This window comes from Motiliproteus sp. SC1-56, assembly GCF_017309075.1.
Lineage (GTDB): Bacteria > Pseudomonadota > Gammaproteobacteria > Pseudomonadales > Balneatricaceae > Motiliproteus.
Map to the genome: position 1 here is coordinate 1 of NZ_JAEMGS010000025.1, position 13,338 is coordinate 13,338.

The window sequence follows — 13,338 nt, forward strand, 5'->3', positions numbered from 1 at the left end:
CCGAGGTTTTCAAGAAAGGTCATTTTCATCGTAAAGCCCTTGGTAATGCGAATGAATAGCAACTTGAGGCCATGGTAACGAGGGCGGGGGCGGTGCAAAAAGCAGAGAATATCTGAGGGGGCTATCGATGCAGCCTATGGCGTTGTGCTTTTGGTATAGCTTCAACTAAAATCGGCGCGTCAAAAATTCCTTCGTGAAAATTAACCAAGCTAGGGTTGCGGGTTATGGATTTTCGATCTCTGCGCTATTTTGTCGCCGTCTATGAAGAACTCAGTCTCAGCGCGGCATCCAAGCGTTGTTTTGTCGCACAGCCGTCGATTTCCGCGGCGATCCAGCAGCTGGAATCGGAGTTGGAGTGCCCGCTGTTCGTGCGACACTCCAAGGGGGTCACCCCGACGCCGGAAGGCACCTTGCTGTATCCGGACGCGTGCCGGGTATTGAGTGATATTCAGTCGATCAAGGCCCAGTTCCAGGAGCGGCCCGAGCACCTGCCGCTGACTCTGGGGCTGATGCCGTTCCTGTCACGCAAGCGCGTGAGTCTGATCATCAAGGCACTGATTCAGGAGGTCCCCGGGCTGGACCTGACGCTGGTGGATACGGCCCAGCAGGCGGACGCCCGGATTATCTCCAGCACCATCCTGGAGCCCAACGAAGCCTTTCACAAACTCTGGGTGGACCGTTACGTCTTCGCCATGCCCGAAGGGCACCCGCTGGCGCAGCAGGAGTTCGTGGCGCTGGAGCAACTGAACAACCTGCCCTTTATCAGCCGCAAGCCCTGCGATATTACCGACGCCTGGCAGTATGCCCTGCAGAAGAAGGGGATCAACCTCAACGTCAAGGCCACGGTGCGGACCGAGGAGTATGCCCTTGACCTGGTGGCCGCGGGGCTGGGGGTGTCCGTGGTGCCCCGTCACTCCACCGATGGCCGCGACGACCTGGTGATTCGCGAATTTAACGGACCGCCGCTGGAGCGGGTGGTGGGGCTTGCTCACACCCAGGACAGCGACCTGCCGCCGGGGCTGCTGTCGGCGATCGATGGCATCAAGCCGGAGCTGAGCTAACTGTCGGCGTTGAATCGGCCGTTGGGGTCATCGGGTTGGCGTCATCCGTTCTGGCGGCCGTGGCCCGACCGTTGTTTCGTGCAAATCCCGGTCGACAGGAGGGGACTGCTACGAGCCGTTATGTTCAAAAGCGGGTTGGGTGTAGGGGCGGCTTTGCGAACAAAGCGGACGCCTTAAGCGCTATACCTGAATGGCGGGAAGCGCCCCAAAGCAGCCTGTGAGGAGAAGCTAATACAGCCTCTCCCTATGGATGGAACAGGTTACCCTTCAGCAACCCTCCACCCTTGCTCTGTTTTGTTCAGTTTATAGCTATTGCTAACTTGACGGGTATCACCTGTCTTCCAGTCCCCTCCCATTGACATTTTAAGGGCCGCTAACGTCATGCCAGCAGCCATGCGCTCCATTGGAGTTGCGTTACGAAGGCCTGATGCTAAATCTTGTTGCACTTGGTCGGCACTTTTGGTGAACGTTAAGGTGTAGGAAACATCTGCGTTATAGACGTTATCTGATACTTCCATGCCGTTCGTTTTTTTAAAGTTCGAAATTGACATGAAATCGCTTCCCGATTCGGAAAGGCTTATCTCAATAGCTGCTTTAACATCACCATCAGATGGTGTGGATGAAAGGCAACCTGTAAGTACGATAGTTACTAGTAATAGGCTGAACAAGCGAGAAGCTATCTTCATGAAATCCATTTCTAATTATCCTTTCATTTAAAAGGGTCTATTTTCATGAATTCCAACTGTTTGTAAACCCTTCTCTATCTGGCCTTCCACCAGATCGCCAAGAAGTGGACCATGCCGATGCGGGACTGGAAGCAGGCGATGAGCCAATTCATGATCCTGTTCGGCGATCGAATATCAGATTGATCAACCGCCACTTACACAGAAAAATTTACAGTCATCCACAGATGAATTTAACAAGGCCGTCAACGCTCAGCCCAACTGCGTTGGGCTCGGAACTCCGCCGCTACGCGACTCCATCCCGTTAGCGCTGCTTTATCACTGAAGTCCCAACGTCTCCTTTGTGTTGCTAGCTGCCGCCTACCCCATCCCTTTCTAGTGTCCGGAATGGGGCCAGAAGCAGACGGTTAATCGGCAGCTTTTAACCGTCCAGATTGGTTTCGGGACCGGAATCTTCTTCAATCCAATCTGGGCATGCGTCAGATCCGGCTGATCAACCCAGCCCGTCGTTTCAAGCGCAGAATAAAAGTAGTCGTTTAATCAAAAACGCGGGAGCCGGATTGCCCCGACCCCCGCGCCTGTATCGGTCAGTTCTGCCGGCGGTTAAGCCGTGACCCGTTCGATCACCAGGGCGATGCCCTGACCCACGCCCACGCACATGGTGCACAGGGCGCGCCTGCCGCCGGTGCGTTCCAGCTGGTTGACGGCGGTGGTGACCAGCCGCGCGCCGCTCATCCCCAGGGGATGGCCCAGGGCGATGGCGCCCCCCTGGGGGTTGATCCGGGGATCGTCGTCCGTGAGGCCCAGGGCCCGGGTGCAGGCCAGCGCCTGGGCGGCGAAGGCTTCGTTGAACTCCAGCAGATCCATATCGTCCAGGGTGAGGCCGAGTTGCTGCAGCAGCTTTTGGGTGGCCGGCGCGGGGCCGATGCCCATGGTGCGCGGGGGAACCCCGACAGTGGCCATCCCCAGCACCTTCGCCCGGGGCGTGAGGCCATGGTCGGCCAGGCCCTGACGTGAGGCCAGCAGCAGCGCGGCCGCGCCGTCGTTGATGCCCGAGGCGTTACCGGCGGTGACCGTGCCCTGCTCGAACAGGGGGCGGAGCTGGCCGAGCTTTTCCAGGGTGGTGGCACGCGGGTGCTCGTCCCGGTCGATCACAAGTGGATCCCCCTTGCGCTGGGGAATGACCACCGGCACGATCTCGTCTGCCAGCCGCCCGTCTTCCTGGGCGGCCGCCGCCTTGATCTGGCTCGCCAGGGCGAACCTGTCCTGATCCTCGCGGCTGATGCGGTGTTCCTGAGCCAGGTTTTCGGCTGTTTTGGGCATCACCTCGGTGCCGTACTCGGCGTCCAGCTTCTTATTGATAAAGCGCCAGCCCATGGTGGTGTCGAACAGCTCCTGGGCGCGACCGTAGGCGGTTTCGGCCTTGCCCATCACGAACGGGGCACGGGACATGCTCTCCACGCCGCCGGCGATCACCAGCTCGGCTTCGCCGGTCTTGATGGCCCGGGCCGCGTCCCCCACGGCGTTCAGCCCCGACCCGCAGAGGCGGTTGACCGTGACCCCGGAAACCTCCTGGGGCAGGCCCGCGAGCAGGGTGCTCATGCGGGCGACGTTGCGGTTGTCCTCGCCGGACTGGTTGGCGCAACCCAGGATCACGTCGTCCACTTTGGTCCAGTCCACCCGGGGGTTGCGTTCCATCAACGCCTTCAGAGGAATCGCCCCCAGGTCGTCGGCCCGCACCGGGGCCAGGCCGCCGCCATAGCGCCCGATGGGGGTGCGGATCGCGTCACAGATAAAGACTTCGTTCATTGCCTCTCTCCTCCTAGGCGGCCCGGTGCTGCTTGATCTTGCGGAATCCGGACAGCATCACCTCGCCGAGCACGTCGATCTCGTGGCGGGTCATGGCGGTGGAGAGGGTGCCCGAGCAGGTGTTGATCATCATGATGCCGTTATCGAACAGGTGGTCCAGCAGCACTTTGGTATGCCCGCTCTCCTGCTCGGTGGGGAAGGTCTCGCGGTAGGTGGACGGCGCCTGGGGTTTCATGTGCACCCGGAAAATGGAGCCGTCGCCGGTGACGCAGGCCGGCACGTCGGCGACCCGGATCGCCTCGGCAATCACGTCCCGGGCATAGTCGGACAGTTGATTGAGCTGCTCCACCGCCTGCTCGGTAAAGAGCTGCATGGAAGCCAGGCCCGCGGTCATGGTGATCGGGTTGGCGGAGAAGGTGCCGGAGTGGGGGAAAAGCACCTTGTCCGCCAGCGGATCCATCACGTCCATCACGTCGCGCCGGCCGGCCAGGGCGCCGACCGGGTAGCCGCCGCCGATCATCTTGCCCATCGCGGTCAGGTCCGGGCAGACGTCATACCACTCCTGGGCGCCGCCGTAGGTGGAGCGGAAGGTGATCACCTCGTCGCACACCAGCAGGGCGCCGTTGTCGCGGGTCCACTTGCGCAGGGCCTGGACGAAGGCGTTGGTGGCAGGTATCAGGCCGACCCGGTGGGGCAGCAGGTCAACCAGCACGCAGGCGAGTTCGTCCGCGTGCTGGTCCAGAATCGCGATGGCGCGCTCGGGGTCGTTGAACGGGATTACCACCACGTCGTTGAGGGCTGTCGCGGGGGTGCCGTGGGCGACCGGTACGCTGGCGGGCCGGTCGATATCGCCCCAGTTGCTGGGTTTGGCGGTCTGGCTCACCTCGGCGTAGTCATACAGGCCGTGGTAGGCCCCTTCCACCTTGGCGATTTTGGGACGGCCGGTGAAGGCGCGGGCCGCTTTGAGGCAGCTCATCACCGCCTCGGTGCCGGAGTTGACGAAGCGGATCTTGTCGAAACCGGGGTTGCGGCTGCAGAGGTGCTCGGCGTATTCGATCTCCTGCTCGGTGGCCAGGGTAAAGGCGGTGCCCTTTTGAACCTGCTCGGTCACCCTGGCAACCACCTCGGGGTGGGCGTGGCCGTGAATCAGGGAGGCCATGTTGTTGGCGAAGTCGATGCGGCGGGTGCCTTCGATGTCGGTCACGTAGCAGCCTTCTCCCCGTTCGGCGTAGAGGGGGTGGGGCTTGCGCAGCACGGTGTTGCGGCTGCAGCCACCGGGCATCACGTTTAGGGCCCGCTGGTAGAGTCGGGCGCTTTTGAAAAGTTTCTGCTGTGTCATGGGGTTACTCGTTGCATAAGAGAATCGAAAGCGGCGCTGCCCTCAGGCCGCCAGCTGCTTGCCGGCGATCAGTCTGGTGCCGGTGCGCGCCTGGACGTAATCGAAACTGATGCCGGGGGCGAGTTCGATCACCTCGAAGCCGGCGGCGGTGACGTCGATCACCGCCAGGTCGGTGTAGATGCGGCTGACCACCCCCTGTCCGGTCAAGGGGTAGCTGCACTGGCTGACCAGCTTTGGCTCGCCGTCCTTGGTGCAGTGCTGGGTGATGACGTAAATGGTCTTGACCCCGGCCACCAGATCCATGGCCCCGCCCACGGCGGGAATGGCGTCGGGGGCGCCGGTGGACCAGTTGGCCAGATCCCCGTTTTCGGCCACTTGCATGGCGCCCAGTACGCAGATGTCGATGTGCTGGCCGCGGATCATGGCGAAGCTGTCGGCGTGGTGAAAGAAGGCCGCGCCCGGGATGGTGGTGACCGGCTTTTTACCGGCGTTGATCAGCTCGGGATCCTCCTGGCCGGGTTCCGGGGCGACACCCATGCCGAGCAGGCCGTTCTCGGTGTGGTAGATCACCTCCCGCCCCTCGGGTACGTACTGGGCGACCTTCTCGGGAATGCCGATCCCCAGGTTGACGTAGGCGCCGTTGGGGATATCCAGGGCCGCCCGCTTGGCCATCGCTTCCCGGTTCCAGCCGGTGACGCTCTCTGTGCTCATGGGTAGCTCCTTCCTGCGGCGACGAGCAGGGATTCCTGGGCCGGTGCGGCCACGGTGACGATGCGGTCGACGAAGATGCCGGGGGTGACCACCGCCTCGGGATCGATCTCGCCGGCCTCGACGTAGGCGCCGGCCTGGACGATGGTGGTGGTGGCCGCCATCGCCATGATCGGGGCGAAGTTGCGGGCGGTCTTGTTGTAGATCAGGTTGCCGTGGCGGTCCGCCTGCTGGCACTTGATCAGGGCGAAGTCCGCCTTGAGGCCCCGCTCCATGATGTAATCGCGTCCGTCGAAGGTGCGCACCTCCTTGCCCTCGGCCAGCGGGGTGCCGACGGAGGTGGCGGTGTAAAAGGCCGGAATGCCGGCGCCGCCCGCCCGGATCCGCTCGGCCAGGGTGCCCTGGGGCACCAGCTCGAGTTCGATTTCGCCGGCCCGGTAGAGGTCCGGAAACACCGTGGAGTTGGCGGTGCGGGGAAAGGAGCAGATCATCTTGCCGACCTGCTTGTTCTCGATCAGCGCCGCAAGACCCACGTGCCCGCTGCCGGTGTTGTTGTTGACCACGGTGAGGTTTTTCGCGCCATGGTCGATGAGCGCGTGGATCAGCTCGATGGGGCTGCCCGCCTCACCGAAGCCGCCGATCATCACGGTGGCGCCGTCATGGATGTCGGCCACTGCGCTGGCGACCGAACCATAGTGTTTGTTGATCATCGGGATGTCCCTGTCGATTGGGCTGCACCTCCCGGGTCCGCCCGGGAGGTGTGGGCGGTGGATTAGTTGAGGCGTTTCTGCAGGGCCTCGGCCAGCGCGGTTTCGATCTCCTGCAGTTCGTCCTCGAAGAAGAACTTCTCGCCTTCGATCGGCTCCAGCAGGTTGATCTTGTTCTCCGCCTCGTCCCACTTGGCCATGAACACCCGGTCCATCCACTCCATGTTGCGGGCCTCGGTGAACTGCAGCGCGAAGCACTTTTCACCGTTGACGTAGGAGTAACCCAGGATCGCCAGCTTGCCGGCCGAGATGGTCATCGACAGGTGACGCGAGGGGCGGTTGATGGAGGAGAGCGAACGGTAGATGCGGTTGAAGATCCGCTGGATGTCCGCCAGGGGCGCGGTGTAGTAGTGGTGCTCGCCGGTGGGGCGGGCGGCGTACATGGAGTGGAAACCGATGCACATCATGCCCAGCAGCTCGGCCAGGTCGATCCAGTTCTGGGCCGACTTCTCCACATCGACAGAACCGTCTTCATGGGTGAACAGGCTGATGTGGTTCATGATCGGGCTCTGGCTGCGCACGTTGACGCCGGCGTTCTGCAGGCGGCGGATGGCGGCCAGGGTGCTCGGGTTCAGCAGCTCGCGGGGGGTGGAGAAGTGCGCCATCCAGGCCAGCTGGACGCCGTTGTCGCGCAGGGTCTTGAACAGCTCCAGCATCTTGTCGTACTTGCTGGAGAGGATCATCTCTGGCTGGAAGGTCAGCGAGCGGCTGGCCAGGCGGATGTTCTTGACGTGCAGCAGCTCGGGATCCTCGATGATCGGCATCACGTACTCGGCCATTCGGTTGACCGGCATGTAGCCGCCGTCACCGCCGGTGATCAGCAAGTCGGTGACCTCCTTGTGCTGCTTCAGGTAGCGGTGCAGCTGCTCCACGTCCTTCTGCAGGAACATGTCCTCGTCGCCGCGCACCTGGGCGTGACGGAAGCAGTAGGTGCAGAAGGAGAAACAGCTCTGGGTGGTCTTGTCGAAGACCAATTGGCACTGGGGGTACTTGTGCTGGCTGCCGTCCAGGAACTCCACCTCGCCCGCGTCGTTGACGAACCAGGGTTTGTTGAGCTGCTGGTTGCCGTCGTGGGGGTTGGTCTGCTCCATGTAGACGGAGGCGATGTCGGCGCGCGCCTCGGCCGAGGTGGCGGCCTTGTACTTCTCGACGGTGTCCTTGTTGATCATGCCGGGCTGGGCCAGGCAGAGCTGGAACACGGAGTCGTTCTCGAAGTCGTCCCAGTTGATGCTGTTGAGGGTGTGGCGGGTGGCGAGGAAGCTGTACACCTCGACGAACAGTTCGCGGTCCTCGATGTGGCCGATATCGATGCCGTTCTCTTCCAGAGTGTCCAGCACCCGGCGGAACCCCTTGATGCCGGTGTAGTTCTGGCGACCGTGGAAGAGGAAGGGCTTGGTCTCCTTGAGCCCGGAGTGCTGCGGGAAGGAGGCGTGCAGCCGGCTCAGCAGGCCGATGGGCAGCAGGTTCTCCTGGGCGATGATACGCCGGGTATCCTCAGCGTACTGGTAACGGTCCATCATCGCCTGGATGTCGGCGGGCTGGATCACCAGGTGGGGCTTGTTGGCTTCCTCCATCTGGTCGGAGGAGATCAGCGTGGCGGTTTGGGGTGCGTTCATGTGAGATTCCTGTAGCGGCCTCGTTGTTATTTGCGGTTAGGGTTTTCAAAAAGCATCAGCGTGGCGGCGCCCTTGGCGACCAACTGCCCTGCCTGGTTCTCGACCCAGCCCTCCACGAAGGCGGTACGCCGGGTCGAGTTGATCAGTTGCCCGTAGGCGGTGAGGGTGCCGTCGACGACGCCCCGGAGAAAATTCACCTTCATCTCGAGGGTCGCCCCCTGTCTCTGGGGAGCGTCGGCGGGCTGTAAAAAAGCGCGGGCCATGGCGGCGTCGAGCAGGGTGCAGATCACTCCGCCGTGCACCGCGCCCATCACGTTGTGGTGAGTCGAATGAATATCCAGTTCGATGACATACCTGTCGTCTTTAAATCCAAGCGCCCTCAACCCCGTCAGATCGTTGAAATCATTTGGCGGTGTACTTTTTTCGGGCACAGCGGATCCCCTGCACTGTAAATCGGCCATCGCGTTAAAAGGTCTTAATTAAATCGGGTCGGGCTTTAACGTAATTTTTATATGGGTATTTGTGAAATACTTAATTCTGATGGTTCGTATAGGGGCCGCCTATGGCTTATTGAATCCCCCGGCGCTTGGTGAGGCTTGGATCGCGCCGGGGGATCGAGGGCCTGTATGCGGGGTCAGGCTGCGTGGGTGGATTCGAAAATCTTATCGGCGTTATCGGCGATAAACCCTTCGAACAGCGCGCCGTCGGCGCTGGGATAGCGCTTGGCGAATTCGTAAAAACAGGAGGGGACCTGCGCCGTGTGACCGTACGCGAAGCACACCTCGGTTTTATCGGCCAGGGAGGATGACTGCACCAGCAGGTTCTCCGGTTTGCCCTTGATGGCTCCCCCGACCTGATTGACTGCAAAGTCATTCCGCTCAAGCAGCTCGATGACCTGTTCCATCTCGGTAAAGCGCTGCAGATGATTCAGGCTCACGGTGAAATGGTTGGCGCGCAGCCCCATGCAGGCCAGCCAGGCGGCGTACTCGCTCTCCTGCAGCAGCTGCTTGTAGTCACGAAAGCTGATCGGCTGCCACAGCAGGCCGCGGGCGAACACCTCGGGGCCGTTCACCGCCGCGGCGGGAACCTGGCTCACCACGCCCCGGAGGATCGCCTGGGCGCCGTCCGACAGCAGGTGACGCTGGAGCTCGCTCAGGAAGATTCGGGGCACGCCCGGTTCGGGGTGGCTGTAACTTCGGGCGACCAGTTTCTTCTTGGTGAATGTATAGGTCTCCTGGAGCCGGTACCCCAGTTTCAGAATGATCGGTTCAAGGTGGTTGAGATCAATGGGCGAGTGGGAAAAGGTGCGAAAAGCGACGTGGTCGTTAATCACCTTTTCGCCGTGCTGGCCAAACAGGTTATGAATTTTTTCTGCCTGCGGGGTGATGCTCACGTAATCCTTCCACAGGTAATCAAAGAAATCTGAAATATTCATAGGGCGGTTCTTTTTCGACTGGTTTTTATTGGGGGTTAGGACGTTATCCGGAGCCTATTTTTGAAATTGATATATGTAAAATATCGAATTTCTATGCTGGGTATATGTTTTTGCTATGCGCAATGCCCGGCCCCTGATGGCCTGATCGCGCCTGCGGATAGCGCCTCGGTCGGGTCTGGCGCGCACCGAAGGCAGGAGAGAACGAGAAAGGAGCGGGAAAGGAGCGGGAAGGGGGCGGGTAGGGAGTCGCCGTCGCTGCGCAGGCGGTCGCTCCTATAGGACAGCGGCTTAGGAATTACGGCTATACGCACGACCTATAGCACCTCCAGAAATTTCATGGTTTTCCTGTAAGCGGCGCCTGTATATCGTTTCGATAACCCGAAAGCCGTACAAGGGAAGCAGCGTGAATACCTTCGAAACCGTGGTGATGGTGGCCGCGATAGCAGTAAACATCCTCTATCTCGCTCCTTTTCTGGCGCGGCCGGCTTAGCGGCTCGGTCACTTTCAACTCCAGGCGAGGCGTCTCTTGGATCTGCGTTCCCTAAGGTATTTTGAAGCGGTGTTCGAAACCGGCAGCGTCAGCGCTGCCGCGCGCACCTGTTTTATCTCCCAGCCCTCCATCTCGGCCGCCATCCAGCAGCTTGAGCAGACTTTGGATACGCGGCTGTTCGTGCGCCATGCCCGCGGGGTCACCCCCACCGCCGAGGCGAAAAAACTCTACCCCCTGTCCAAGGACCTGACCGGCAACGCCACGGCCATCTTGCGGCTGTTCAACGAGGGGCCGGCCTGCACCCGCCTGAGGCTGGGATTAATGCGCTCCATCGGCGCCCAGCGCATAAGCCTGCTGCTGAAAGAGCTCACGCGAAGGGTCCCGAACCTGGAGCTCACCCTGGTGGATCCGGATGAGCCTTGCGACCTGCGGATCATCGACTCCGAGAGCGTGGCCAGCAACGAGCGTTTTGTGGCGATCTGGACGGACCAGTACCAGCTGGCGATTCCAAAGGGGTACCCCCTGAGCCTTGCTGAGAAGGTGGTGTTGAGTGATTTTGATTCGCTGCCCTTTATTCAGCGCTCGCCCTGCCTCGCCCTGGATGAGCTGGTGGCGGCCCTGGATGGGGCGGACGTGAGCTACCAGGTTCGCGCCAATATCCGCACCGTCGAGTATGCCCAGTCGCTGGTGGGCGCCGGTGTGGGCGCCGCGTTCCTCCCGGACTGGGAAGAGATCCGGTCGCGGGACGATATCGTCCTCAAAGCCGTCGACGGGTATGCGTTCACGCGTAAGGTGGGGCTGGCGTTCAAGCGCCACCGGGCCAACGACAGCCTGGTTCAGACCTGCGCGGAGCTATGCCAGGGGATGGGGTAGGTTTGGAGGCCCAGGGCTGACCGACTGTGGCTGAATGGCTTTTCAAATATACATCCAAGTCGATTTAAGATTCCCACAGTACGCATAATAAGAAGCTTATTAGGCTGATAGCTAAGGCAAGCTGGAAAGCAGAAATTAATTTTGGGTGAGGTGTGTGTTTATGCTTCTCCGGACTTTTTTCACCTAGATTTTTCCAGAGAGCATCTTTTATCCGCGTGTGCTTGATCTCATCATACGAGCCCGGAATATGAAAAGTTGAATACATGTCACCGTCACCTTCACTGTGCATATGCGCGAGGGTGTTAATTGCGCTCTCCTGTTGTTCTCGCTGTATCGCTTCTCTGGTTTTTTTTATTGATTTTTTCATTTGGCGAATCGATCAGATTTTTGTAGGTGCACTGCTCAGGTTGTTGAGCATGAAGCAAAATAAGCAAAGTTTCTAGGTAAAGCCATGCGTTTTTTGTGGATAAGGTGAGACCCCATTCTGGCGAGCCCGAAAATGAGCAGAATGGACGGCAGTGCCCGCAATGGGGGCGGGCTGCCGTGGGTAAGAGCGCTTTTAGGGGCGCTTGGATTCAACGGTCAGGCGGTAAGGGAATAGCAAGGGAAGTAGCGATGATAAAGCCCGGCAAGACCGGGCGGGTTGCCGGCCCCGCCCCCGGTTGGGGGAGGGGCGGGGCGACAGGTTTTGCGGTGTGGGCGATGTGTTTACTCGAACACGATGCCCTGGGCCAGGGGCAGCTCGCCACCGTAGTTGACGGTGTTGGTGGTGCGGCGCAGTATCTCGGTGCCAGTCACCCCTAAGCCGTTGATCATGCGGCACATGTCGCATTGCCGGACCGGTGTCAACAGCCGTGTCTGTCCGGCGACTAGGCGGTCAAGGGGTGGCGCACCTTGCCGCTTCCTTCCTTGACCTCGTCGCAGAGAAAGGCGCTGTATAACGATTCGCTGTTGATCCGCCGCCGCGCCGAGGTCAGCGAGTCCCTGGCGCAGTTGTGCCTGGCCAGCGCCCAGTTGGCACCGTTGCTTGAAGCCAGCTTCGGGGCGGCCTGGCCAAAACTCAGCTACAGAAGGGTACGCCCCGGGTGAAGGGAGCCGGGAGCGCCGGTGGTGTGGTCCAGGCGCTGGTGTAGTGGTTGTAGGTTTCGGCGCGGGCGCTGGTCCACACGACTGTGGAAGAGCTGGAGCAGGCATTGACCGCCCAAAAACTGTCCCAGCGGTCGCGGTAACAAGCGCAAACCACATGCTTGCGGGTGCGTACATTCCAACGGCAGGTGATGTGATACAGCCCTTGCGGGCCACCGATGGCGCCGAAAATCCGCTGCCAGTTGGCCGGGGTACAGGAGATGATCGATTCGTAATGGTCGGTACAGTAGAAGGTACAACCCTGAATCGGACAGGGAGCCGCGCAGGCCGTGATTCCGGGCAGAGTCACCACGGCGAGAATCCCGCTGGAGAGACTGGCTTCGACATAGCGGCTGAGAAATTGCAGCGACTGAGCGGTTTCGAAGTAAGCAAAGGCTGCGGCAGGCGCCACCTTACCGGTTGTCTCGGACGGCGTCAGCGTCGCCAGCATGCGTGACAGCTGATCGCCTATTCGTCCAAAGGCCTGGGCATAGACACCGAACATCGCGGTCCCTTCGCCACTGTAACTTAGCTTGATGACGTGCTTGGCGACCCGCCCCATGTGCTTGGCCAGCGCTTCGGCGGGCTTGTTGAGTTCTGGCAGCCTTGGGGCCTCACGCTCCAGAATCAGCAGGCCGGCATCGCGGCAAGCTTCGGAGCAGCGGTTTACCGACTTGGCTAACTGGCTGGCCAGCCGGCGGCGGCTGGTGTCGAGCCCCTCGACGGGGGCATCCAAGCGGTTGGCGAACTCGTCGAAGGCGGCCGCGCTGGTGATCAGCCCTTCCCCCAGGACAGGCCAGAAATGCTTGGCTTTGACGCTTGGAGGTGCGGGATTAAAAGCGGTGCCGATCCGGTGAATTAGCTGCACTGGAGCGGCGCTGTTGATATCGGTGGTGGATGCCTGCTTGGGGTCGCTAATGTCTTGCCCGCCTTTGCCACTACAACCACATGTTTGGTTCATGGGGCCTCCTCGGTCTGGGACCAGGATCGGGAATAATGGGGGTCGCACTCTGGAGTGTAGACTTCACTGCTTGACCGTCATCAAGATCCGGCACGTCAAGAGTGATCATATTGATTCTTGATTTCTTAGGCCGTGTCTCTGGCGAGTTTCAAATAAGCTCCAGTGCACTTAGATGGGCGAAGAGGGGGTGGCTTTGGGGAGGAGCGATTGCCGGAGCGTATATGCCAGGTGATCGGGCAGTGCAACGACGGCGGGAGAACGGCAGACGCCCGGCAAGGCCGGTCGCCCCGCCCCCGGTTGGGGGAGGGGCGGGGCGACAGGTTTTGCGGTGTGGGCGATGTGTTTACTCGAACACGATGCCCTGGGCCAGGGGCAGCTCGCCACCGTAGTTGACGGTGTTGGTGGTGCGGCGCATGTAGGCCTTCCAGGCGTCGGAGCCGGACTCGCGGCCACCGCCCGTGTCTTTCTCGC

The 13,338-nt window shown here is 60.9% G+C and carries 12 protein-coding genes; 3 read left to right on the forward strand and 9 right to left on the reverse strand.

Features of this window, described 5'->3' with window-relative positions:
• Positions 1-224 precede the first annotated feature (224 nt).
• Positions 225-1,061, forward strand: a complete 837-nt coding sequence (locus JGZ97_RS17765; protein ID WP_207064050.1) for a LysR family transcriptional regulator — start codon at positions 225-227, stop codon at positions 1,059-1,061.
• A gap of 260 nt (positions 1,062-1,321) precedes the next feature.
• Here the strand turns inward: JGZ97_RS17765 and JGZ97_RS17770 are convergent, their stop codons facing one another.
• The 8 genes from JGZ97_RS17770 to JGZ97_RS17805 all read right to left on the reverse strand — a co-directional run bounded on the left by JGZ97_RS17770 (position 1,322) and on the right by JGZ97_RS17805 (position 9,418).
• On the reverse strand, positions 1,322-1,756 hold the full coding sequence (locus tag JGZ97_RS17770) for a hypothetical protein (RefSeq protein WP_207064051.1): 435 nt from the start codon (positions 1,754-1,756) through the stop codon (positions 1,322-1,324).
• Between the two features lie 591 nt (positions 1,757-2,347).
• Positions 2,348-3,553 (reverse strand): 3-oxoadipyl-CoA thiolase, encoded by a 1,206-nt coding sequence (gene pcaF / locus JGZ97_RS17775; protein WP_207064052.1) that lies wholly within the window; start codon positions 3,551-3,553, stop codon positions 2,348-2,350.
• Positions 3,554-3,566: 13 nt separating this feature from the next.
• Positions 3,567-4,892 carry an aspartate aminotransferase family protein gene (locus JGZ97_RS17780; protein ID WP_207064053.1) on the reverse strand — a complete coding sequence of 442 codons (1,326 nt, stop codon included), beginning with the start codon at positions 4,890-4,892 and terminating at the stop codon, positions 3,567-3,569.
• Positions 4,893-4,934: 42 nt separating this feature from the next.
• On the reverse strand, positions 4,935-5,603 hold the full coding sequence (locus JGZ97_RS17785; RefSeq protein WP_207064054.1) for a 3-oxoacid CoA-transferase subunit B: 669 nt from the start codon (positions 5,601-5,603) through the stop codon (positions 4,935-4,937).
• The gene (locus JGZ97_RS17790) at positions 5,600-6,310 is read right to left on the reverse strand and encodes a 3-oxoacid CoA-transferase subunit A (RefSeq protein WP_207064055.1); all 711 of its coding nucleotides are present in this window, start codon (positions 6,308-6,310) and stop codon (positions 5,600-5,602) included. The genes JGZ97_RS17785 and JGZ97_RS17790 overlap by 4 nt, the downstream gene beginning before the upstream one ends.
• Before the next feature lie 62 nt (positions 6,311-6,372).
• On the reverse strand, positions 6,373-7,983 hold the full coding sequence (locus JGZ97_RS17795; RefSeq protein WP_207064056.1) for a hypothetical protein: 1,611 nt from the start codon (positions 7,981-7,983) through the stop codon (positions 6,373-6,375).
• Positions 7,984-8,009: 26 nt separating this feature from the next.
• Positions 8,010-8,414 carry a PaaI family thioesterase gene (locus tag JGZ97_RS17800; RefSeq protein ID WP_207064057.1) on the reverse strand — a complete coding sequence of 135 codons (405 nt, stop codon included), beginning with the start codon at positions 8,412-8,414 and terminating at the stop codon, positions 8,010-8,012.
• 203 nt (positions 8,415-8,617) lie between these two features.
• Entirely contained in the window at positions 8,618-9,418 is an 801-nt protein-coding gene (locus tag JGZ97_RS17805; protein WP_207064058.1) for a DUF1338 domain-containing protein, read from the reverse strand.
• A gap of 526 nt (positions 9,419-9,944) precedes the next feature.
• On the opposite strand from JGZ97_RS17805, the gene JGZ97_RS17810 reads away from it, so the two are divergent.
• Positions 9,945-10,781 carry a LysR family transcriptional regulator gene (locus tag JGZ97_RS17810; protein ID WP_207064059.1) on the forward strand — a complete coding sequence of 279 codons (837 nt, stop codon included), beginning with the start codon at positions 9,945-9,947 and terminating at the stop codon, positions 10,779-10,781.
• A gap of 951 nt (positions 10,782-11,732) precedes the next feature.
• Positions 11,733-11,870 carry a hypothetical protein gene (locus JGZ97_RS17815; protein WP_207064060.1) on the forward strand — a complete coding sequence of 46 codons (138 nt, stop codon included), beginning with the start codon at positions 11,733-11,735 and terminating at the stop codon, positions 11,868-11,870.
• Here the strand turns inward: JGZ97_RS17815 and JGZ97_RS17820 are convergent.
• Positions 11,842-12,867, reverse strand: coding sequence for a hypothetical protein (locus JGZ97_RS17820; RefSeq protein WP_207064061.1), 1,026 nt, complete (start codon positions 12,865-12,867; stop codon positions 11,842-11,844). The genes JGZ97_RS17815 and JGZ97_RS17820 overlap by 29 nt on opposite strands.
• Between the last annotated feature and the right edge of the window lie 471 nt (positions 12,868-13,338).